Annotated in this window: 1 protein-coding gene; it reads left to right on the forward strand. The window is 64.2% G+C overall.

Going from position 1 to position 26,917, the window contains the following annotated elements:
- Positions 1-125 precede the first annotated feature (125 nt).
- Positions 126-26,843, forward strand: coding sequence for a C2 family cysteine protease (locus NBRGI_RS26525; RefSeq protein ID WP_148310956.1), 26,718 nt, complete (start codon positions 126-128; stop codon positions 26,841-26,843).
- The last annotated feature ends 74 nt before the right edge of the window (positions 26,844-26,917 follow it).

Below are 26,917 nucleotides of genomic sequence, written 5' to 3' on the forward strand. Positions count from 1 at the left end.
CCAGACCTGGTGTAAGCAACTTTCCGGCGATCGTTGCACTTGCGTACGACTTGAATCTGATCGCACCTGACTATGTCGCCACCTGCGCAGAAGACGTACCTCGCCCGCAACTCGACCGATCGCAAGTGACCATCCAGCTCTTTGCGGCGAATATTACAGAGCCCAGTGATATCTTGATGAGGCTCAGGGCAACCTGGCCACGTATCACTGCGGATAACTTTTCAGCCTTATTGCGGCGGATCTTCCAAAAAAATCCAGAGCACAGCGTGCCCGTTGTCGGCAAGGAAAAATTGCTGGTCGCCGAATTACATGAACAGGCACGGCAAGGTCAACTCGACAAGCACACCTTCCTCGCACTCATCACACCTTTTTCCGCACCACAAACCCGCCCCACCACCGACGGCAGCACCGCCTACCAACCACCGCTCAGCCGTCAAGCCGGACCCTTTGGACTCGTCCAGAAGTCACGACTGGCACCGTCCGAATCGCCGGCGCCCGATGGCTACGTCGGCGGCCCGGCACCGCACCTCGGCGACGGTGCCACCGAAGCCGTGCCCGAGCCGGAAACCGAAGCGGCGGAATCACTCCCCCGCCCGGCGCACTCCGATGACAACGGCAAGGTCGATTCTGACGAACAGCCCAAGTTGTTCTCGGTGCCGCCGCCGGATCTGGGTGTGCAGGGTGTGGGAGTGATCGGGGATACCGAGAACACAGTGCTGATCGCCCGGAATGGTCGAGATGCCGTGGTGGTCGGGCCGGGCGACAGTATCGAGTTGGACAGAATAAGCCGGGACAACGCGCAGATCAGGGTGAGTTCGGATCCGCAGGTGACATACCGGGTGCGTCCCGAACTACTCGGACGCGACTACTGGGACTGGACTGAGGATCCCGCGGGCACGTGGGTGGGCACGCCACGGCGCGTGGATAACCAGCAGCGGACGCAGCTGTTGTTCTACCACCAGGATGCAGTCGTCGAGGTGGGTGCGGGCGAGCTATTGGCGACCCAGCCGAAGTCTGACGGTGCGGTATCGGTCGAGAACCTGAGTTGGCGGGTGACGCTGGCGTCGAACGCTGTGCACGCGTTGGGCTTGAACGGCCCGGCCGCGTCGATGGTCGCGCATACCGGCCCGGTGTTCGCGACGCGGAATTCGCGGCCGGTGCCGCAGGCTTCAGATGCTCGGGAAGGGATCCGAGCGGACTACGCGGTGCTGATGAACAACCTGAGCCGCGAGGCCGTACGGGATCCGCAGGCTTTGGTGGAAATGTTCCATGAGTACCCCGACCAGACGGTCGCGGTGCGGTTCTTCGTCGACGGTCAGCCGCAGTGGGTACGGCTCGATCGGACTCTGCCGCACGAGACGTCGCAGTCGTCCGGCGAGCCGATGTATGCCGGGTACACCGATGGTGAGCCGATGTGGGCGGTCTTGGCGCAGAAGGCATTCGCGTTACTGCGACCGGATATCAACGCCACGACCACGGTATCGATCCGCCCGTTCGGCGCGCCTATCCAGCCGCCGCCGATCGCCCCGATGCCGGGCACGTCGATCACCGCACCGGCGGGCCGGTTGACCGTCGTCGATCAGGACGGTGAGCTGCTCAGTGTCCGGCCCGGTGACGAGCTACATGGTGTGGTCGATCCAGCGAGCCCGGATCTGCTCACGGTGTGGATCGGTGACGAGCCGACGGCCGCGCGGCACTCGGTGCACCGCAACCTGTTCGGTGAGCTGACGGTGTTTCCGCCTGGGAGCGACGGCGTCTACCACTGGACGACGCCGACGACGCCCGCTGTCGAAGTCACCGGACTGCGTTGGCTGGCACCGAGCAAAGCTGCACGCCATGCGCCGGTCGGCGGGCCGGTGTCGCTGCGCGTCGGCAGTTGGGGTGAGCTTCTGCTGGACGGGAACACCCAGGTTTCCCCGCAAGCGCTACGACAGCTCGGCCGCACGATAGCGCGCGCGTCCGGTCCCGTCTTCGGTGCCGCGGGCCCCGCGCCCGCCGACGCGACCCAAGGCGAGGCCGGGGACTGCTATCTGATCGCGCCGCTGATGGATATCGCCGAGAACAACCCGCAGGCGATCAGAGACATGATCGTCGAATATCCCGACGGCACCGTTGCCGTGCGGTTCTTCACCGCCCTCGGCGTACCGCAGTGGGTACGGATCACCAAAGAGTTCTACACCGACGCGAACGGGCGGATGATCTACGCGGCCAATGACGGCCGTAACCCGTTGTGGCCCGCCTTGATCGAAAAGGCCTACGCGATCTGGCGCGGCGGTGACTACGCCATGATCAAGGGCGGATTCGCCGCGCACGTGATGGGGCAGCTGCTACCGCCGTACGAGCTGAACGCGACCGGAACCGCTCATCAGCCTGTCCGCGGCCTCGATCTAGCCACTTTCCTGCACCCGATGCGGTTCGGTGTGGACACCATCTATGACCTGATCATGGAACAGCTCGGTGCAAACGCTGTTGCGGATACGGTATTCGCGTTCGCGCAACGACTCGGCCAACTCGAGCCGGTCTGGGACCGGGCCGACGTGGCCAGAAAGCTCGACATCGAACACTTCCGGAATTTCCTGGGCTACCACCTGCAACCGGAGGAACAGGCGCAATGGCAGTCCGAGATCACCGCCGTGCTCGACTATCTGCGCCAGATCAACGATCCCGAGCAAGCCATGACCAGTTCTGTTGTCCAGCAACACTTCTCCGACCTGGTCCGATTCCTGCGCGGTCGCGGCGACCAGATTCTGCTGAACACTCTCGGCTTCGGCACGGGGGCGGAGAACATAACCAAGTATCCAGGGCTGGTGGGCACACACACCTATGACGTGGTGGATGTGCGTTCCGGCGCGACAGGCCGCATCGAGATCGTGCTGCGCAATCCGTGGGCCGACAACCCGGTGGTGCCGCAGACGATCGATGGATTGACCTACGGCCCGGACCGCACCGTCATCCTGGATGCCGCACATTTGACCAAGTTCTCGCGCCTGTCCAGCCGCGGCACCGGCACACGCTTCGCATTCGGGAACACCACCGAACTACCGCCGAACAGCGCGCCCGCGCCCGAGACCAGCTCGCCCGCCGCACCCACCACACCCGACCAGCCCGCCGCTCCGCTGGCGGACAGTCCGGTCGACCACGAGGTTATGTCGTCGGCTGATGAGTCGATTGAAAGTGATGTTGATCGCTTGTCTGTGGGTTCGTTTGTCAGTGAAGTTGCTGGCGAGGAGGGGTGGGGTGTTGAGGGTGTGTCGGGTTCTGTAAATGTGACTCGTCGTGCGCGGGCGGTTCATGAGACATTGGAACTTCATGATCCCGATGCTCAGGGTCGTGTCCGCGATGACGGTGTTCGTGTTTTTGATTCCAACGAGGCTGGTGCTAGTTTCGGGTTTCATCAGCTCCGTACTTTTGACCGGCAAACGCCGGAGGAACGTGCCGCGTTGGCGGCTTATGTGGAGCATTCTTTCGTCAACAACTTGTTGAGGTTGTCCGAGACCGAACGTGACGAAGCCCTTGCCCAGATCGCGCAGCACGCGAAGATCGAATCAGTGGTCACGGCATTGGGCGTGGTCGGCGATGTTCTGGATTTCGAAGTTTTGCAGGCCCGCGGAGACCAGCTGCGAGCCGTTGCCGGTCGAACGGAGGACGAATCAGCGGAACTGGGTGCGCTCGACGCGCTGCTGAATCACCCGTACCCGGATACGTATTGGGAGACGATCCGCAACGACGCGAACTTTCATCGCCTGTGCGTGAACTTGTATCAACGCTATTTCGACAAACCGTTCGATAGCGATACTGTTCGTGAGCACATCAGGCTCCTCGATCAGGCGACGAAGCAGCCCTTACCCTCGACCGGACCGTTCCGCGTCTGGCGTGCGGTCGAGGATATCGACTTCCTGCTGGACCACGACGGTGACCCGCTCGACGGAGGCGATCCGAGTGAGGTGCTGGGTGTCGTTCAGTCCGCTGACGCCTACATGTCGACCTCGATTACCAAAGAGCCGGTCCACATCGACGACGAGCCCGAGTTCTACCTCGACCTCGTCGTTCTGCCAGGCACGCAGGGTGTTTATCTGGGCCACGACGCACCTATGGTCTTGAACGAGCTCGTCTGCGCTCGCGGAACCCCTTACGTCCTGGACTCCATCAGCACACACCCCGACAATCCCGACATCACCATCCTGCACGGCCGGATCGGGCCCACGGTGACAACCACCACCGAACCACACATCGGTCCCGGTACCGACCACGACAACAACGACTCCGACGAAACGGACGGGGCCAGCTACCGACAGCACCTGCCAGGACCCGCGAACAGACCCCATGAGGTCCCCGGCTACGAGTCACAACTGGCACCGTCGGAATCGTCGGCGCCCGTTGGCTACGCCGGCGTCCCGGCACCGTACCTCGGCGAGGGTGCCACCGGAGTCGCGGCCGTGTTGGACACCGGAAACGTAGCGGCGGAGGGTATTTCGGGCAACAGCACTGGCCCGGCGCACTCTGGCGGCCAGGGCAAGGTCGGTCCTGATGAAGAGCCCAAGTTGTTCTCGGTGCCGCCGCCGGATCTGGGTGTGCAGGGTGTGGGCATCATCGGGGATACCGGAAACACGGTGCTGATCGCCCGCAATGGCATGGATGTTGCCGTGGTCGGGCCCGCCGACAGGATCGAGTGGGACGGACGAGTGGCCCGGGGCACCGCGCAGATCAGGTTGAGTTCGGATCCGCAGGTGACATATGCGGTACACGCCGAACTACTCGGCTACTTCGAATGGGCTATGGGTCCCGGTGGCGTGCGGATGGGTGCGCCACAGCGTGACGTCGATGGTCGGCCGCTGACTCAGTTGTTGTTCTACCACGGGAACAAGACCGTCCAGGCGGGTGTGGGCGAGCTATTGGCGATCGAGCCGGAGGACGATGGTGAGGTATACGTCGAGAACCTGAGTTGGCGGGTCACGCTGCCGTCTGAGGCTGTGCACGCGTTGGGCTTGGACAACCCGGCCGCGTCGATGGTCGCGCACACCGGCCCGGTGTTCGCGACGCGGAATACGCAACCGGTGCCGCAGCCTTCGGACGTTCGGGCCGGGACCCGAGCGGACTACGCGGTGCTGATGAACAACCTCAGTCGCGAGGCCGTGCGGGATCCGCAGGCCTTGGTGGAAATGTTCCACGAGTACCCCGACCAGACGGTGGGAGTACGGTTCTTCGTCGCCGGTCGGCCGAAGTGGGTGCGGATCGATCGGACTCTGCTACACGACACATCTGATTCGTCGGGACTGCCGATGTTCGCCGGGCACACCGACGGCGAACCGCTGTGGGCGGCGTTGGCGCAGAAGGCATTCGCGTTACTGCGTCCTGATATCGATGCCGCTACCACGGTGTCGATACGACCGTTCGGTGCACCTATTCAGCCGCCGCCGATCGCGCCGATGCCGGGCACGTCGACCACCGTGCCGGCGGGGCGGTTGAGCATCATCGACCAGGACGGTGAGCCGCTCGTTGTCCGGCCCGGTGACGAGCTACACGGTGTGGTCGACCCAACGAGCCCGGATCTGCTGACGGTGTGGATCGGTGACGCGCCGACGGCCGCACGGCACTCGGTGCACCGCAACCTGCTCGACGAGCTGACGGGAACTCCGCCGGGCAGTGACGGTGTCCACCACTGGAGGACTCCCACGACACCAGCCGACGAAGTCACCGGACTGCGGTGGTTGGCGCCGAACCTCGCCGGTCGCCATGCTCCGGTCGGCGGGCCGGTCTCGCTGACTGTCGGCAGCGGCGGTGAACTCTTGCTGGAGGGAAAGACCCAGATCTCGGCGCAATCGCTCGGGCAACTCGGCCGCATGATCAAGAAGGCATCCGGTCCTGTCTTCGGCGCTGCGGGACCCGTGCCCGCCGATGCGGCCCAGGGCAACGGCGGGGACTGCTACCTGATCGCGCCGCTGATGGACATCGCCGAAAAGAACCCGCACGCGATCAGAGAGATGATCGTCGAATATCCCGACGACACCGTCGCCGTGCGGTTCTTCGCCGCAAACGGTGCTCCGCAGTGGGTGCGGATCACCAAACACTTCTACACCGACGCGGACGGGCGGATGATCTATGCGGCCCACGACGCGCGCCGCGCGTTGTGGCCCGCCCTGATCGAAAAGGCGTACGCGGTGTGGCGCGGCGGGGACTACGCACGGATTAAAGGTGGGATGCCCGCGCACGCGATGGGGCAATTGCTGCCGCCATACGCGATGAACGCGAAAGGAACCGCCCCGCAACCCGTGCGCGGCATGGACCTGTCCACCTTCCTGCACCCGATGCGCTTCGGTGTCGACACGCTCTACGACCTGCTCATCGAGCGACTCGGTGCGAATGCCGTCGCGGAGACCGCATTCGCCTTCGCACAACGACTCGGCCAGCTCGAGCCGATCTGGAACCTGGGCAAACCAGCCTCGGTCACCGCCTTCCGAGGCTTCTTGAACCGCTACCTGGAGCCGGCGGAGCGGACGCTGTGGCAAACCGAGATCACCGCCGTACTCGACTACCTCGACCAATCCGGCGATCCCGAGCGCGCCCTGACCAGCTCTGTTGTCCAGCAACACTTCTCCGACCTGGTCGGATTCCTGCGCGGTCGTGGTGACCAGGTTGTACTGAACACTCACAGCTTCGGCACGTATGCGGAGAACACCACCAAATATCCAGGATTGTTAGGCACGCATTCCTATGCGGTGGTCGACGTACGTCCCGGTGCTACCGGCGGCATCGACATCGTCCTGCGCAATCCGTGGATAGACAACCCCGCAGTGCCGCAAAAGATCAACGGACTCACCTACGGCCCGGACCGCACCCTGACCCTCGACGCCACCCACCTGACCAAATTCAGATACCTGTCCATCCGCGGCACCGGCACACGCTTCGCGTTCGGGAACGCCACGGCCGTTCCGTCTATCAACGGACCCGGTGTCGAGACCAGCCCACCCGCCACGCACGACGGCTCCGCCGCTCAACTAGCGGACAGTCCGGCCGACCACCAGGCCACGTCGTCCGCCGACGAAACCTCAGGCGTACCGCGTTTTGGAAACGAGCAGCTCGAATCCGCCGCACCGCCCGTGACCGCCCTCGCGCCGCAGGAGCCCGACGCAATCACCGAATCTGCCCCTCAAGCACAGGGTTCGACATCCACGGCGCTGATCGAGACCACCACGGCCAGCACCGGGCAGGTGAATCACATTGTCCGGGACCTGGGTTCGCAGCGCGACGGCCTGAAGGAAATCGTCGATATCGTCCCGGTGCCGGAAACGACCGCCCAGTGGCTGCGCGAGCAGCTGTACCGGCAGGTGGTCGGCACCAATGGCGAGGACAAGGAGTTCCGGGCCGAGCTGAACCGGGTACTCACCCCCCGCCTGATCAGCAGCGAGTGGTCGCGGCTGCTCACCAAGTCGGGCTTGCCGCTGCGCGTGACCTACCGTGGCCGCCTCTTCCCCGTTTCGATCCGCCTGCGTCTGCGCAACGCGCGGCCCGCCGCGGAGCAACTCCCGCCGGTCGGCGACCGGGACGCACCAGGCAACGGCCCGCCGGTCGCGCTGTGGCATTACGCGCGCGGGTGGAGCTCGATCAGCAACAGCGCCAGTGAACACGACCTGCGATCGCTCTCGGGTTCCTACGGTGCGAAAAAGCCGATGTACGAACGCGGCCTGCGCAGTCTCGATTTCACACCGCAAGCTTCGGTCATCGTGAACCAGTACGCCACGCGCATCGAGGCCGGCGCGACGGTCGAGTCGACAGTCAAGAAGTTGAGCAAGGGCCCGACCATTCCGCACACTTACGAACAGGAATGGCAGTTCAGCCTGAACCAGGGTATCGACGATATCCTGCCGAGCGATAGCACAGCGAAAGTGTGGCATGATATCGCCGGGGCGGCGCCCGACCTACTGTTGATCTGGATTCCGAAATTCCTGGTCGACAATACCGAACTGCCACGCGTCGATCCGAATAATTTGAAAACAGTTCCGGCGGTCTTACATCCCGAGCAAACCCAGAAAACCGGTCCGTCGTTGTCGGAGTTCCCTTTCTACTCGGCACTCAGCATGCCGAACCACGACGAACTGCTTATCGCCGTATTCCAGGGATTCCGCGAACGACTCGTAGGCATCTCCGACGATTCCCTCGGCGACCTGATGGATTTCTTCAAAGAAGAGAACATTCTGGGCAATATTCCGTTGATGCTGGATGGATGGCTGCCCTCCCCCTCCTGGATGGACTCGAATAACAAATCGCTCGGCTTCTTCTTGATGCGGGTCGATTTCGAAGGAGGCACTGAACTCACCGGCCCTACCCATGAAAAATTCGGCTTGGAAGTCTATACCCTCCGCGAGCTGGGCGTGACTGGCAAGTCGACAATCACCAATGAGTCCGGTACGCACCCGGCATTCACCACAACCCTCGGTGAGGGGCCGGCCTTTCCTGAGACCAAATTCCCCAGGCGCGGCGGCCAGATCACTTTCCCCCGAGGTGGCGTAGCCGACCATTCCAGCCATTCCCTCAGCTACGGCAGGAAGGCGCACACCTCTCGTTCGCTGCGCCTGCACGACGATATGCTGCACACGACGCCCCGCATGCGCGTCCATCTCGTTCTGGTCCGGGACGGCAAGCGTTTCGGGCCCGCGGCGGGAACACCACTGGCCGACGGGACAACCTACCCGACCAACATGCTGGTACCGCCGCAGGGAGCCCTGGGCACCAAACCGACCGCGACGCCGCCTCCGCCATCCAAGGAACCCCCGGCCAAGCAACCGACCGAAACCCGCTCTCCGGAAACAAAGGAAACCCCGGGCGAAAAGCCGCCGCCCATTCGGTACCTGTCACCGAAGCTGTTGCATTTGCGTCAACTGAGCCTCGACACCACCCCGTTCCGGGTCACCGGCACCGCTCCCTTGTTCGCCGGCGCCGAAAAGTTCCTGTCCGAGACCGGCTTTTTCTCGAGCGAACACGATGACCCGGGCGTGTTGGACCTGGTCGAACAGAAGGCACTCGCGACCGCCCGCGAAAACAATATCGCTGCATTCGAGCGAATGAAGGCACAGTCCGACCTGGTCGCCGCTTTCCCGGAGATGATCGACGGCGAAGTAGACGAAACGAATCTCACGCTCGACGGCGGCACCATCGAGTGGTTCAAAAAGCCCGGCCGATTCGGTACCGAGAGTATTTCGATCAGGATTGTCACGAAACGCTACTACGCTTCCCCGGACCGCCCGAACGACGGCGTCAGCCATGACCTGACGCTGCCCAAATTCCAGACACAGAACCGGGCAGGGATCAACCTGCCCGGCAGCACGCAGTCCGACGCCACCTCGCTACAGGCGAATTGGAACGGCGGCGGAAATGTGGCGATCACCAACCCGTTCGATGTGCCGAGCAATCAAATCCTTGCCAGCGTGACGCCGAGTTATGTCCACGCGTACCACTCGTCGGCGGGTGCGACATATGGCTTCGATACCGGCGCCACGAATATGATCATCAGCCCCGCCAACGACGGCACACAAAACTTCAGGGTACCTGTCGTGCATTGGATGGAGATCTCCTACAGCGATGGCGAGGACCCGGACTTGATGCGCAGTGCGGGCGAGGTCCACCTCAATGTGCCCACCTATCGCACGGAGGACGCAGAGTCGGCCGACCCATCCCCGCCTCCGGTCGCGACCATTCGGAGGATCACGGACGAGGACATCGATCACCTCGCGGCACCGACCCGAGGCCTTCCCGAGCAGGCGGTCGTCCTCGACGCCGGCTTCAGCACGAAAATCCGTCAGGCCGTTTTCGCTCTCGTCAACGGAACGAGGTTCGATACCGAGCAGGTCGAGCAGGTCGAGCCGACAATACCGGGAGCATTCCCAGTCGATCCCGAAGAGGGTGCGGTCCTTCCGCGTTGGAATCCGCAACCGGCAGCCGAGCCAGAGCAGTCCAGCCTGCCTGCCGCCGACCTCCCGGCCGCGGAAATTCCCATGGTCGTCGTCACCGATCCATCCGGCGCGCTGCACACCGTTCTCCCAGTACCCGGTACCGAGACCGCGCCTCCGCACACACAGATACCCGGTGCATTCCCCGTCGAGTCACCTGAGCAGACCACGCCTCGCCGGACCGACACGCTGCCATCAGACGTGCCGACGATCATCGTCACCGATCCCGCGGGCGCGCTGCACGATGCGTCGCGGGCACTCAGCGACCCCGAATCCGAACCCGACGTACGCCAAGGCTGGGTCGAATGGGGGATCAACAAGATCGCCGTCGGCGGTAACTGGGTCTGGGAACAATCTTTCGGCGGCCGCACCGCCAACCCGGAGTCAGCGCCGTACCAAATCATTCACACCGCCTTCTCTCCGCAAGCTCAGCTGGCATCGCTGGTGCAGACCTCACACGGCTCCGACGAGATCGAGGGCATCGGCACCGCGGGCGTCGTCGCGGGCACCGACTACGTCGTTCGACTCGAGTCGTACCTCACCGACATTGCGGTGCTGCCGAAGTCGGCGAAGATCAACACCGAGAACTGGTCGCCATCCCAAGACCATGCGGACGAGAAATCGGAAACTGTGCACAGCGACCAGTTCGGCCTCAGCGGCACACAGCGCCTCGGCACCGAAGCCGACCACAGCACCATTCCCGGCGGGACCTACCAGCACGCGTTCTCCCGCCCGCGGCATGCCACGGCCGCCGAAACCATCGGCACCAATCGGATAACGACGATCGCCGTCAACGCGGCCGGAACGAACCCGGCGGGACCGCGCGGCGAGGCCTATCGGTTCACCGCGCGGGTAGTGCACGTGGTCACCGTCGAGACCGGTACCCGCAACCTCATCACGGGTACTGGGAAAGATCTCGCCGCCATGGTGCACCGCCGCTCCAAAGCGGTGAGATATCTGACGGACATGGCGCGGATCCTCGTTGGAGCAGCGGAGCCGACCTCCTATGGCGACAACACCCTGGTCGTCGACGATCCCAACGGGACAGAATTCCTGTTGTACGACAAGGATTTACATCTGCATCCCCACCTCGCCCGCCTGGTCCGGGAGAGCGGCGTGCACAAGATCGTCAAGCAGCAGCGGGCCGATCTGTTCCTGCCGATCGGCTACATCCTGAGCAACGGCGCCCTCACTTACGGCAACGTCATCAAAGCGAACATCGAAGGGGGACACGACGACTTCAAAGCGGCTACCAAGAAATTGGTGGAATCGGTGGCGCCTGGTGTGCTCGATCCCAGCTCTGCCAATCACTTCCGCGGAGTCGTGGCACAGATCAACAAGCACACCTCGATTTTCGGCACCCGCACCCTCGCCAACGGACCGGGCACCAAGTCGTTCGCGTTCGTCGACCGCAGCTACCCGTTCGTGCCGCGCCTGGTCGAGGTGGCCTTCGAAGCGCGGCCACATCCCAAAGCCGATCTCGGCCGGATCCGCGGGCGGAGGCTGCCCAATGGCGTTGCGCTGGAAACCAATTTCCTGCACACGACCGCCCACGGCAACGCGCTGGGCGGCAGGGATACGGCGGTAGGCGCCGGCCGAAGCGGTGACGATCAGTGGAGCTTCAACCCCAGCTTCCAAGTGGAAGGCGGCGTACGCCCCACCTTCAGCTTCGCCGTCAAAGGCACCGGAAGCGCCAGTGGCGCCAGGGATTCCAGCCGAGTGCTGAGTTCCTGGCTGCGCGGCGACCACACCGCGCGATTCCCGGTGCCCTACGTGTACACGGTAACGGTCAGATCGTGGCTCCTCGATGGTGCGCATGCGACCTACCTGACGCGCCTCGCCGCAGCGACGGCGGGAGTCCTACTGGGACTGGATACCTCGCAGTGGGGCCGACCGAATGGCTCCGTCTCGAAATCCGTCAATTCCGTCAACCACATCCAGTTCCATGTCGACGACGCGAGAACCGCCGGCGACAGCGACACCGTCCTGCGCCGCGTCAGGCCCGACATCTTCAAAGCCGATCCGTCGGTCCCCCGCCCAACCCCGCCCGCGGGAACTGTGGCGCTCGAGATGGAGAGGCCGGCCGGGCTCGGCCCCTTGCTCGCGCAGCCGTGGGTGCCGAGCAGGCCGATCCAGCTCTACTGGTTCGACGCGATCGATCAGCTCGACCGAGCGCTGCGTGCCGTTGCCCCCTCGGTCGAGGCCAACCACCGGACCCGGTCCGTCGAGAGCGCGCTCCAGGTCTTGAACACGCTCGCCTGGACCGGTCTGCCGACCGTGCTCGGCCCCGGGTCCATCGCCGCATTCCTCGACAATGTCGACGCGTCGGACCGAATTCTGCCGATCCCGACGGCACACCCCCGTGGCCGGCGGGTCACCGACATCACCGCCGAGGTGACGCTCTACTCGCCCGAGATCGACCGCACCAGCGGGACAATCGCGCTGGACGGCATGGAGGTCACGTCGGAGAGTTTCGAGTCCGAGGCAAGCCAGACCAACACCTTCATGCCCACCATCGGTGTGAGCGTCCCCGCCACCGCGGATGCCAGCAATCGCGGCGCCCCCGCGGGCTTGCCCCTCGGCGGCGGCGCCAAAGGCCACGGCATGTCCAGAAAGGTCGGCAACCAACGCCGCGCACTCACCCGCATCGGCACCGCGGCACTGAACGCCGACGGGCTCGGCTCGGACAACCACCGCGCGTGGACCATCCTGCTGATCAAGCTCATCGGCCCCAAGGGCAGCCTGTGGGTCATCGGCAACGCCGTCACCCGCACCACCGGTGCGTTGCGCACACCGCTCGAGCCGACCCCGGCCCCCGCCACCCCCGAGCAGACCACCGCCCCGGAAACTGCGAAACAACCGGATCAGAGCATCGAGCCCACCGATTCTGCTGTGCCACTCGACCATTCGGTCGACTCGACGAGTCGGCCGGCAACTCCGGATGCGTCCATCGCCGAGCAGGAAACCACGGAGCCCGATCCCGCACCGAAGCTCGAGTCCGAGTCGGCGCAGCCCACCGACACCCACGAATCTGCGAAGCAGTCCGCACAGAGCACCGATCCTGCTGTGACACCGGACTCGACCGAGCCGACGGAACGCCCGGTGGTGCCGGATACTCCCGTCGCCGCGCAGCACACCACGGAGCAGGAACTCGGTGCGTTCTCCGAGAACCCAGACCCGGCGCCACTGGAGCCGATTACCGATCTGGATGCGGCACTGAACGATTGGATGGCCCGCGCGCACGAACTCGAGCTGGGTCCTGGATACGACAAGCGCTCCGACGGGACACTCCAGGATTACTCCGGATACGGCGGATCATTCCGCGAGGCCCGGTTCGAGACCGGCAGCCGCGATATCGATGAGAGGGCGTGGCTGTCCCCGCCAAAAGATCTGGACTGCATGTTCCGCGTCCTACATGCCGTCCTGTTCCCGGGCCAGCACTTCACCGGAGCAGAACTCGCCCGCCGAATTCAGGGACTGCGGATCGGTATCACCGACCGGATGCACGAGCAACTTGGCGAACTATCGAGCTTCGGTGTCACCGGAGCAGACATCGATCGCCTCCGCCAGCTCAGAACGTACGAGCACGATTCGGCTGACGTGGTCATGTTCGTAGCGTCAGGATTGTTCGACCTGCCGCTCACGGTGTATTCCGTTAGCGGTCGAGGTATCAGCGAATCCAGCTACACCGGGGCCGCCCGTGAAAAGCCGCCCACGGTGGTTCTCACCCAAGGCGAGCACTATTACCTTGCCGTCGATATGGCTGAAGCACCCGCCACGGCGGAGCCCGCACCCGTTGATGTGCCGCTCATTTCGTCGCGGCCACAGACACCGACCGACAGCGAGTCGGCGCACAGCACCGAAGCGGACCGGTCGAGCACCGAAACCCCTGCGGCAGTGCCGGTCTCCGTCATCACACCATCGGAAAACGAGCCGCAAGTATCCACGGACCGCCCGCGCACACCGCCCACCATCACCATTTCCGCGCCCGACGGCACCGTGCGGTCCGCCGACACGTTCGAGGACGCGATGCCACCCGAGCAGGCTGATTCCGCAACCGAATCAGTACCGCAGCCCACGCAAACGCTGTCCTCGGACCCCCGGCCGCCGGTGTCGTCGGTGGCGCGCGGGACGGAGTCGCTGTTGCTGCGCGCTACCGAGGAATTCGAGGGCGTCTTCGATGAAGGCGAGGGCATTTTCGACCGGCCGCGCACGCTGGAGGAGTTGTATCGCACCCTGCGGCCCGAGTGGCCGGACTTGTCGTTCGACGACCTGAAAGCGTTGCGGGCACACAGCTATTCCCACAACGGGCAGCAGCCTCCCACGGTGTCGCGGGAGAGTCTGGACGCGTTCCTGCACGCCGTCTGGGATGCTCGCGAGTCGATGCCGACGGCGGGCCAGATCTACGACGCGTATGTGAGCCGGGGTGCCGGGGATCGACCAGCGAACCCGCGTGCTTTCCGAAACGATATGGCGTGGATTCTCACCCAGCGCACACCCGGGCCGGCGCAGCACGGTTCGATGGACGAGGCCGGTGTCCTCACCCCGGAAAATGCGGACAACTGGCCGCCGGGAAATATCCCGGTCGTGCATTTCGCCCGGCAGAACTCGACCGAACTGCCGGTCCAGGGCGACGGTTTCAAGATTTATCTGAATACGTCTGGTGACGCGCGTTCCACGGTGATCGATCGCCTCGTGCACCAGGTCATCGACAACCCCGAACGCTTCCCGGGAGTCGGCGGGGCGAAGGTGTTCGGCCCGCTGGAGCGACGCGCGGACGGGATCGTCGTCTACGTGAGCGATCTGGACGCGGTGGAGCGAGTGGTCGGGTGGTTGCGGGAGTTCCAGGACGAGCACGCCGAGATGTTCCACTGGGACGTGCCCGCCGGCTCCGAACAGGTCTTGGCTGGTGTCGGGTTCGGCGCGGAAATTCAGCCCCATGGTTTCGGCACGACTCGGTCCTTCGCGCTGTTCGAGGCACTGAACCTGCACCGTCACGGCACATTCGAGGACTTCGCCGCCGAGGTGCGCGATCAGCTCCACGGTCGCGGCATCGATCCCGACCAGCCACACCTGAGCCTGCCCGCGCCCGGGACAGACGAGCAGCAGGCAGACACCGCGCCGGGCACGGAACATCGGATTCAGGACGAGCCGGAACCCCAGCCGCGCGAAGAACAGCCCGCCGACCAGACGACGGCATGGCAGCAAGAAATGCCCGACGCGCTGGGAAGCGGTCAGCTCGGCGAGACTTCGCAGGATGACAGCGGCTACCAAGGCGACTCGAGCGACGCGCCACGAGGCCCGCCGTCGGAGATCGCCCGACCCGCTTCGCCGACCTTCTCCTCCGCCGAGTCCACCGACTCTGCCGAGTCCACCGGCTCCGTCCAGCTCGTGCCGCTGCTCGAGCGCGAACCGGACGACACTTTCGACGCCGGACAGCCGGACCCCGCCACGCCCTCCCGGCCTCAGTCGCCGACCGACAGCGCCTCGGTCCACAGCATCGACACCAACCTCCCCGCCGGGTCCCAGGAATCCCTTGTCCGCGAGCCGATCACGGACGAGCAGACCCGCATCGGCGCACCGTACGAGGGTGTGGACAGCGACCGATCGTCCAGCGCTGCGTCGGGAACTGATGGCATCGCGCCGCCTGCCGGCTTCGGCGCCTCGGATGCCTGGTGGCAGGATGTCGGTGAAACCTGGTGGAACAACCTGCGTTTCGACGATCTCGAGCCTGCTGAACAGCTGCGTCTGCTGACCGAATTCCCGGGTGTGCGTGCCAGCGTTCCGATGGGCCTCGAGGACAAACTCAACCAGAAGCTCTTCGACCTCGAGGTGGCCCGGCTCGAAGGACTCGCGGACGACAGCGGCGAGCTCGCGCCGGAAGTGGTGCGGCAGCTGCACGAGCTGGATTCGCCCTACACCTTCCCAGGCAGCGGGCGAACCTGGTGGGACAATCTGTTGTTCACCAGCTGGTTCAACCGAGAAATGCTCGGGCTGTTCGAGAAGTTCCCCGCACTGCGCAACAGCGAAGTCCTGCCCGTCTCGATTCGGAACTCCCGCAACCTCCAGTATCTGCTCCTTCGGAAGTACTGGTTCATGGAGAATGCCGACGAACCCGACGACAAGCTGCCACCGCATCTACGGGAACGGCGGCACAACTTGGCCGTACCGCGCATGTTCCTGCGGACTGCAGTAAGAAATGCAGGGGTGGCTGCCGATCGTCGCGGTGGCACGCCATCGGCTGTGCACCTACTGTCGTTCGTCCAGGACGAGTCGGGTCGTCACGGCCGCATGGTCATCGCTTTCGGGCCGGTCGACAACGCACCAACAGTGCACTGGCACGCACATTCCGCCGCTTCCGCAGATTCGATGTACGACCTGCCCGGCCGCGCCGCAGGCCTGCACGTCGAAACCGTCCGCGACCATCCCGGCATCGCGACTGTCGTCTGGATCGACTACGACACCGAGACAGCCGGTGACCGCGCCGACCGCCTGGGGGCGGCGATAACGCAATTCATCACCCACCGTCCCGGCACGACTAGTGTCCACGTATTCGGCTCCGCAGCACTCACCGCATCCCTGTCGCGCACCGGCTCGTCGACGGTGACGGTGCATACCTCGTTCCTCGACACCCCGGCCGCTTCGCAGCCCCTCGGTGATGTGCGCGTATTCACCAGCGACCGCGACGGTTCCGACTTCGGGCACAAGATGCTCCGCACCATGCACCAGCAGCCCCCGGACGTACGCGCGGCGCTGCTGACCTACCAGCAAACCGCCGCAGTCACCAACGCGCTGTTGCGCAGTACGGGCACGAGTCTCGAGGAAATCTTCGCTGGGTTCCAGCGCTGTGCCGCCATCTCGGAACTGCTTGTCGAAGGACACCCCTGGATGCCGAATCTCAGTATGCTGATCGAGGCGAGGAATGGACTCCGGGAGAGTTTGATCAGCAGGTGCTCGGCAGCCGAAGCGCAGGAGCTGCGGCTATTACTGGACAAGAACGCTGACGATCTCACGGGCTCCGACCGTGGCACGGTGCGAAGACTGGAGGACGCACACCTCGGTGCTTCGGAAACTCGGAAGCTGCGTGCGCTGAACGAGCTTATGCAGCATCCCCGCCCGTCGGCTCGCTGGGAGCAGATCCGTGTCGATGGAAAGAGCTACGACCGGTTCGTCAAAGCATATCGAACACATTTTGCTACTCCGCCCACGCTGGAAAATGTCCGCCGATATCTCGAACTGCTCGGCCAGGGAACCAGCCAGCTACTTCCGGTGACGAAACCGTTCCTCGTCGTCCGAGCACTCGGCAACGTCGACTTCATGGCTATCGACGAACACGGTAATACGCTCGACGGGCGCAAAGATCTCGGTCTGCTTCGAGGTCGCATCCAGCGGGATGGCGGACTCTTGTCCACCTCCCTGAACCCCGAATTCTTCGAACTCAGCACCGACCCGAACTTCCGCCTCGAACTCGTGGTTCCAGCGGGCATGGAACTGCGCGGAATCTATCTTGGTCGCGACGGCCTCGAAAAGAACGCACACGAGAACGAGCTGTTGTTCGCGAGCAACACTCCGTATGTCATCACCGGAATCGGCACAGACCCCTTCGATTCGTTTCACCATCCGGACCTTTTCGTCCTGCGCGGACACTTTGTATCAGCACCCGTGCCAGGCGGAGGATCCTCGCTGCTCGAGCGCGAACCGGACGACACTTTCGACGCCGGACAGCCGGACCCCGCCACGCCCTCCCGGCCTCAGTCGCCGACCGACAGCGCCTCGGTCCACAGCATCGACACCAACCTCCCCGCCGGGTCCCAGGAATCCCTTGTCCGCGAGCCGATCACGGACGAGCAGACCCACCCGGCGCAGCCGATCAGTCTGGGCAACATTCGATCCGCATTGCAGTGGGACGACAACGAATCGGTGCACGGCGCCGACGAGTTGAACCGTGGTCCCGCACTTTTCGAGGAGCTGTCCGGGCCGAGCGAGACACAGCAGGCGCAGGAAGCCGAAACCGCCAGCCAGAGCGGGCTTCCGCACACGTTCGCTGTCGACCTTCCGGGCAGGCGTGTTTCCGAGCCACGGGAACAGCAGGACGAGCCCGCCGGGCGGAAGCGGTTGTCGTCCGGATCGCGAGTGCGGACCGCAATGCCCGACACCTTCGACCTGTCCGGTGCTGGATGGGACGCGCACACCCTGCGCCGCTCGAAGAGCGACCCCAGCATCCGCACGCACGACCAGGGCGGCGAAACATCGAGGCCGGCTGCGCAATTGGGTCCGGACGAGATGACACGCCCTGTCGAGATGACACACATGACCCGACCGCCGGGGCAGTTCGAGGACGTCGCCGATCTCGTTTACGACGCGCCCGAGCTCGAACCGGCGGCACACGCCGACCAGGTTGTCGCTACCCCGGACACCGGTGACGCTTCCCAGCCACAAGACAGCACAACAACGTCCACCTCCGAGCGGCGAAACTCACACGCTGGAACCGACGGCAGCACACCCGCCCATCCCCAGGCCGCGCCAGCTTCCCGCAGATCCCACGCACTGCAACGGATGCGGGACTTCGTCTCGCGCCTCCGGGAGCAGGGCGATCCGCGCGACGCTACGACAGCGCCGCGCGCTACGTCGACCGATGGCAGCGCAGCCCGTCAGCTCCGCACGGTCTTCCACCGGCTCGTGCGCCGATCTGCCAGCAGTGCAACGACTTCGGCCAGCGGCGCCACCGGGCGCACTGTCTCCGGCGACGGCACGGCTGCCCACACGGTTGCTTCCGACGCACCAGCCATCGCCGCCTACGGTTCCGAGCCTGACTTCGACTGCCTCACCACCGCGCTCACCGACATCCACCACGACAACAACAGTCGCGCCATCCGGCCGAATTACCGGTCGACCGGACTGCCTTTCCGCTCGAAGCGACACTTGCCAGGCCGCTCCCGGCGCGAAGCCGAGAAGGCCGCGGGCGGCAAACTGCGCGGCTACGCCGACGAACACCGGATCGCCAAGCAACTGCAAATTCTCGGCCCCGGCGCCCAAGCCCTGGTCGTCGGCGTGCATCCGGCCGTCAACGCGAACGGCATAGGCGCACACGCCTATCGGATGGTCAACGACCGCGGCGTCATCGTCGTCCGTGACGCCGCCGATCCGGCGCATCGCCTCCCTGGACAGGGCAGCGCCGCCAGCGTCTTCGCCGTCCTCTACTCCCCCACCGGCAACCCGACGCGACCCGTTCGGCTGCGTGGCGAAGCGATCCCGGAATTCCCCCGGGACATCCGCATCGGCGCACCCTACGAGGGTGTGCACAGCGACCAATCGCCCAGCGCCCCTTCGGGAACCGATGGCACCGCCCGCACCACGCCGTCGTTCGAGCCAGAGGGGGATGACACCTACTTCGGCGACGATTTGCTGGCCTCTCTTCAGTCGGACCCGTACGAACGCTACGGCCGGACGGCGCGCACGCGACTCGACACCGACGATCTGCGACCGCCGACCCCGGCCCAGCACCGGGAGAACCTCAAAACACATAAGTTTCCGGCGATGACACTTCCGATCACCACCGCGCACATCGCCCATACCGATGGCGGGGCCGCTCTCACGCTGGTGAACGATAACGGCGAGGTCGTCACACTACCGGCCTCGGGTCAGGCGGAGGCGAATCTGATCGTCCCGGCGGACGGAACTCGCCCCTACTACGACATGATCCTGTCGGACGGCGAGCACGTCACGGTTCCAGAGGCGCTGGCCGAGGATTTCCACTACCGGCCCGGCACCGCTGCGGCCCGCGGCACGGTGGAGTGGGATACCACCGGCGAAATCCGAATCCTCGGTCATGACAGCCAAGGTGGTGAAGGTGTCATCACAGTGGCGCACGGAGACTACCTCCTTGTCTGGCCCACATCAGGGGATGCGCGGACCATCGCGCATCCGGAGCAACTCCAGTGGTTGCGGGCCCAAGTGCCGTACGACGTCCTGCCCCAGACACCGGAACTCGCCGACCGCAGCACGGAGAAGTTGTTCGGCCCATATGGACCGCAACCACAAGACGCGCGGCAGGGAAAGGCCGGCTATTGCTCATTTATTGCACCGCTTCAGCGGATCGCCCATCGTGACCCGAAGTCGCTCGAAGAGATGGTGCACGACAACGGTGACGGCACCGTCTACGTCCGGCTGCGCGTCAAGGACGGCAACGGATACCGCATCCACTGGGAACTGGTCACGAAGGACATCCACGTCACACCCGGAACCGGCCTCGGCCACTACATCTACCACGAACCGGGAGAACCGTTGTGGCCGGCCATAATCGCAAAAGCGTTCGCTCAATACTTCGGCGGGTTCCGCAGTTACTACGTGCCTGTCACCTCGGTCATGAACACGATGAGTGCCTACGCACACCTCGATAAGGGCTTCTACCGTTCCGGCGACGGCGCATTGGCACAGCCCTCGCGCGTTGTGGAGGACCGTGCCTACCGGTTGCATCTCGACCTCGAGACCCTGGGAAAGATCATCGGTGGCGATCCCGCCTTCCACACCCTCGTCGCGGACGTCCTCGATGATTTCGAGCCCATACGGCTGGCGCTACGTAACGAGGCATGGGAAGCGATAGCCGCAGACCACCCCGACGACCCAACCAAGCATCCGGACGACCGCGCCGGCAGTGCCGCCGCCCGCTCGTCGGCGTGGGATGAGTTCATGCGCACCGAGGAACTGCGCGTGCCCGCCGGATTCCGCCGTTATCTCGATAATCGGTTCCCAGCGCAATGGGAAGTCGAAAAAGACTCCCTGATGAGCTATTTCACCGCGATGTACGGCGGACCGGCCGAGCGCAGGATGCTCCCCGCTCGGTACAAATTCGTCGCCGAAGCCATCGCCGGCCGGATCGCCTGGGCACTGCGGCGCGGCGTAGTCACCATCGGCACCTACCAGTTCGGGCAAGGTCGCGAAAACACAACGGCTGTACCGGGTCTGGTGGGCATGCACGCGTACGCGGTTCTCGACGTACTCCGGGACGAGCAGGGCAAACCGATCGGGCTCCTGCTCAGAAACCCCTGGGCAAGCAATGGTGACTACCCCACCCCGGTGAAAGGTGTCGAATACCGTTTGCCCGCTACCGAATCCCGCTACACCACCCGCTCGGACGGCACCCGCGTCCGCGAGGATCAGGACGGCGGCCAGGAGCGGTTCTCCAAAGACTCCGGCAGATACTGGCGCGACGCGGACGGCGAGCAGCGCTGGACTTCGACGGCCGGCATCAAGATGCGTAAACCCGCGGGCAGCACCAGATGGCAGTATGACTGGAACCGCAAGGATCCGCCCGATGGCACGATTCCCGACTACGGCGTCGTCGCAGTCGATCTCGAACACCTACCGAAATTCGACAGTCTCGCGATAGGCGGCCCCGCCGCCTACGGCCTCTACGGGTCCGAAACCCCCACCAGCACAGAGGCTGTCGCCCCAACCCCGACGACAGCGCATGCTGCGCCACCCCCGACTGGTAGACCCACACGGGTCGGGCTGGGCGGTGTGCCATCGGAATACACAGCGGCACCCGGGCACTTCACATCAGCACCCGTGCCAGGCGATGGATCTTCGCGGCCGTACCGCGAATCGAACCCCGGTGATCGTGGCCGGGATCCGCAGCAGCCATCGAACGTTGACGTCGGAAGGCGCCACGTCGCTACCGACAAGGAATACTGGATCATTCATGGCATAGCCAAAGGCTATACAGATTGGGATATTCTGGAACATCTCAATCGCAATGGCTTTTCCGATCTCGAGATCGCGGAAGTCACCTTCCTCGTCAATTCTTCCTACGCTTCGGCGGGAATCGAGCGCACGGCAAGTGTTGCCCGTGATCCGGGAATGGTGCTCGAAGCGTTCAAGGCGAGTTTCGAGGGGCAGATCGATCAAGAAACTCTCGACGCGCTTCCGCTGCGGTTGAGTCCACTGGAAAAGGCCGTATTCGAATACATTTACGATCATTCGGACGACGATGCACCCAGCGTGGATTTCTTTAATGAGGTCGGCGCAGCTGTCGAGGGTCAACACGTAGACGGTAAAACGCTCGCCCGGGTATCCAAAGACACGGCGAAGACCGCGGGCAGGTCGATACTGTCCAGGGCTGGGATTTTGCGGAGTGAGTGGAAGCGCGACAGTCGTGGGCGGCATAACCTCAGGGAGACTGTGGTGGCGCTGGCGCACAGTCTCGGGGGGCGGATCGATGCCGAGACGGTCGCCGCGTTCCGCAGGGCCGGTGGGGCTCGGCAATGGCGGGCACCGCCTGGGTCGCGTCCGGCGAGCGTGGTCGGCGGACGGAATATCGACGGCAGTAGCGTTCATCCCGGTGGTATTGCGAACTCGGGGCCGGTCGGTCGGGTGATCTCTGGTTCGGGTTCCGGTGTCGGTGGTCCGATCCGGCCGTCGCCAGGGGATTGCGGAGTGCGGGCTCTCGAGTATGCCGCTGGGTTGAATCCCGCCGCTGGGATTCGGTCACCGGGGGCGTCGGTCGGGTTGTCCGGTATGACTGGTCCGCAGTTCGAGTTCGGTGCCGGTGCGCGACTGCAACCCTTCAGTACTCTCGTTCCGGCCGTCGGCCGGCTTCGTATGCTCGGTCCTGGTTCGTTGAGTCTTGCGGTCGGTGCACACGTCGGTGTCGATGCGCGGGGTTTCGGTGCCCATGTCATCGTGATGCACAATCGCGGCGGGGCGCTGTGGGTTTACGATCCAGAAACTCGGATCGACCAACCCTTGGAACGGCACGTCTTCGCCGAGGCTCGGGCATGGCTCGTGATCGTGTACGGCCCGGGCAGCGGCCCGCAGCCCATCGCGGGTCATCCCGACGACGGTGCCCTCGTTCTCGGTGACGCTCTTATCGGCGCGCCATTCGATGCCGCAGCACCCCAACCAGGGATCGGTGCTCCAGATCTCCACACCACCTCGGCCCCCGCTGCGGGCAGCCCCCGCGGACCGATGGATTTCGCGATGGTGCCTCACCAACCTATCGGCAGCCAGTTGCGTGAATGGGAGGAACTGCCGGTCGAGCAGCAAGATGCGGTGCGTACGCACGTTGCGGAATACGATGTGGTGCAACGGGTTCTGGCCGCGGGAGGCGTGGCGGCGGAACGGCTGGAAGATCTGAACGCCGAGGGCCTTCGCGCCCAACTGGACGCGCATTTCCACGACCGGTTCGGGCGGCCTTTCGATCTCGACGCGTTCCGGCGACGTGCCCAGATGGTGAGTGCGTTGATAGACAAACCACTATCGATCACGAAGAAGTTGTACATAGTGCACGATCTGGATGCCCTCGATCTCCTGCCGTCGGATCCACTTCTTCATGCCGCAGCGATCGGTACCACGGTCCGGCGGCAAGCTCTCACCGTCGGCGCTCTCGCGGATTCGGCGCCCCCGCAACAGACTCGGCACCGGCTCGAGCTGACCGTGCGCCCCGGGGCACGCGGCCTGCTCTTCTCCGATTCCGATGATGCACAGACATTGTTCTCCGCCGTCGCCGGGCAGCCGCAGATCATGCTGTTCGGCGACGCCACCCATCCGAAGATGCTGCTGCCGCACGACTCGCCGCTGCACATCACCGGCATTTACCCGGACGGTGCCGGTTTCCGGGTGCAGGCCGAAGTGGGGCCGGATACGGAGAACCAAGGCCGTATCGATGAAAACGGCGTACGCGTATTCGACACCGACGAGGCCGGCGCCAACTTCGGTTCCCAGCAGCTGCGCCGCTGGGACGAACTGCCGCGCGAACAACAGGTCGCGCTGCGCGCGTACGAGGAATCCCAGCACACCAACGACATTCTGCGGCATTTCTCGGACGACGAACTCATCGAACAGTTCGACCGATTGCGGCGCCACGCTGAAATCGAAGAATGCGTGAACCCAACCCATCGGCCGAACCTGAATGTCGTCCTGCTGCGGGCCCGCCGCAACGCGCTGCGCAGCGCATCCGACCGCACCGACACCGAATCGCGGGAACTGCTGATGCTCGACGAGATCCTCGCCGCCCATCGCCCCACAGCTCGATGGGATGAGATCAGCGCCGACGCCGACCAGTACCGCGAGTTCAACGAGTACTATCAGGAATATTTCCAAGTTCCCTGGAGCCCCAAGGCGATTCGGGATCATATCGTCCTGCTGGACCTCGCGACCGACCGGCCACTGCCCCTGACACAGCCGATTCGCGTGCTGCGCGCGCTCGAGGACATCGACTTCCTGCTCACCCAGGACGGCACCGCACTCGGCAGCAGGCAGGATCTCAGCCTGCTCTGCGGCGTGCCCCAAACGGATCCCGCCTTGCTGTCCACGTCGATAACCGCGGAAACGGTGCACAAGAGCCGCGTCATCAAATTCCGGCTGGAATTGATCGTGCCACCCGGAACCCGCGGGATCTACATCGGCAAAGATGGTGATTACCCACACCAGAACGAACTCGTATTGGCGCGCAACACGCGCTACCGAATCATCGAGGTGGATCAGTCCGACCCCACCGTCACCGTCCTGAAAGCCGAGGTGGAACCCGGCGAAGAGGACTCGAATCAGGCCGTCCGACGGTTCGGGCAGCCCCTGGGCGGGGAGCCGGACGTCGAGTTGCCCGACGACACACCGGCGTTGCCGCGCATCGAGGAACCGTCGGAAATCAGTGCCTACGCCGCGGCGGTGTGGGGCGCTCCATCGCCACAGGCCGCGCTGGCTCTGGTCGCACGGTTGGACCCGCGCACGGTGGCGGCGGTGCACGCCGCGTATCCGGGCAGGGACTTGGTCGCGGATCTCCATGCCGGGCTGCCGGACGAAGTCGACTACATCGACCGCGTATTCGCCGCTGCGCCAGCTGGATCCGCGGCACCACAGATGGAACGGGAGCGTGGTGCAGAGGTCAGTGACTCCAGCGCACCAATAGGGCTGCCTTACCGGCCCACCCCGACCAGCGAACCCGGCGCCGGTGCCTCTGTTGAGGACGGGTCCGCAGCGTATGTCTCGGAGTCCGGCACGTCGGTCGTCCGCGGAAACTGTGGGCCATTGGCTCTCCGGTACGCCGCGAACAAGAATCCCGACACCCCGATTCGGCCGTCGGAGGTGAGTGTCGGGTTGCCCGGTATGCATGGTGAGGATTTTGTAGACGCCGCTGCCGCACCGTTGCAATCGGTCGGCTCGCTGGCGCCCGTGGTCGCCGAACTTCGTGTTCTCGGGCCTCGCGCTTTGAGTCTTGTCATCGATGTCCATGGCGATCCGGTTGCTCGCCGCATCGGTGCGCATGCCGTGGTGCTCTACAAGCAGGACGAAGAGCTATGGGTGCATGATCCGACGAGCGGCGACCACGCTTTGACGGACCATCCCATCGCGCGTAGTCGTTCGGTGCTTGCGATCGTCTACGCCGATGACGGGAGTGTGCGAACTCTTGCGGGTTTCTCGGACGGTGTGCGCGTCCTCAACGGGGCGCTGATCGGCGCGCCACCTACCGAGGACGGTATGGGCTACTCGGCGGGCTTCGAATCGGGCAGTTATCCGGAGTCGGGCGGGCAAAGCGGGCCGCACGTCCAAGTATTCCATGGCAGCCTCGAGGAGTTTCCGAACCATTTCCGATTCGACGCTGAATTCGGTCTATATTCGCCCGGCACGCTCGTTCATATCATCGATGATTCCGGAACTCTGCTGATCACTGTTTCCGGGAACGGCTGGATCACCGCGAATTACCGGGACGACGGTCATTCGGGACAATGGGTGCAAACGTTCGAGGGCGATATTCAAAACGCTGCGGGATATTTGATCGGGCACCTATCGGCGGTTGCGACCACGCGAATCGAAATCCATTACCCGACTCCGCTGACCGCCGCCGCAACATGGGCGTCCGCCGAGGAGCACGACACGGCCAGGGCCCTGGCCGACAGTGGTGCGCCACTCGGTGGGGACCACACCGAGGTGCCGCCGGCTGGCACTCGCGCCGATATGGAAGGCTGGGTAGCCCACTGCATCATCCAGGGTTACACGAATCAGGACATCCTGGATCACCTCAAAGAAAATGGATTTCCCGATCTGGTTAAGGCTCAGGTGGACGCTTGCGTGCAAGGCGTGTACGCGTCCGCGCGACTCGAGCGTCCTACTACGCGTGGTTCGAGTAAGGTACTGCAAATAGAAAGATTCGCACTGAAGTATCCAGGACGGATTGAGCAAAGCCGACTCGATATCCTTCCGTTGCGCCCGAGCGCCCTGGATCGGGCCGTGTTCGACTATTTTCACGTTCACCCGAATTATCGAATACCGAATAAAGAGTATTATGCAGAGGTTGCCAACGCTCTGACCGGTGCCGAGGTCGATGGCGAAGTACTGGGAGGGGTATCCCCGGTTATGGTCAGGGCCGCCGTGTCCGAGATACTGGCGAGAGCCGGAATTCTCCACGGCGACTGGATCAAAGATGTACGCAAAGACGTGGACCCGAGGGCTACACTTGCGGCGCTCGCGCACGGTGTGCAGGGTCGGCTCGAGCGGGAGGCCATAATCGAGTTCGTGCGGTCCGGTGGCCTCGCGCGATGGTCGACTCGGGTGACGAATCCGACCTGGGCGACGCTCGAGAAGGAGATTTTCGAGTACCTTTACGAGCATCGCAATAATTCATCTGATGTTGGATATGAAAGTATCAGCGCCTATCTCGCGAACAAGGGCCGCGGTAGCCTTTCCAGGTCGGAGGTGTACAACGCGATTTTCGATATACTGAACAAGATAAACGTGCCTTCCAGCGCCACGGAGTTCGTTGCCGCCGGGTGGCCGGCCGACAGGTTCTTGGAAATCGCTGCGCGGTGGCCTGCTGCCGTCGAGGCGTACCGGGGGGCGCGTAGCCGGTCGTCGACTACCGGACGTTTCGACGGTAGTAGCGCGCACCGTGATGGCAGCGCGTAGCCGGCCCCGACCCAACTATGTCCTGCCTCGTATCCCGGAGGCCCCACGCCGACAACGGAATTCGCTACCTCGGA

The organism is Nocardia brasiliensis IFM 10847 (genome assembly GCF_000710915.1).
Lineage (GTDB): Bacteria > Actinomycetota > Actinomycetes > Mycobacteriales > Mycobacteriaceae > Nocardia > Nocardia brasiliensis_A.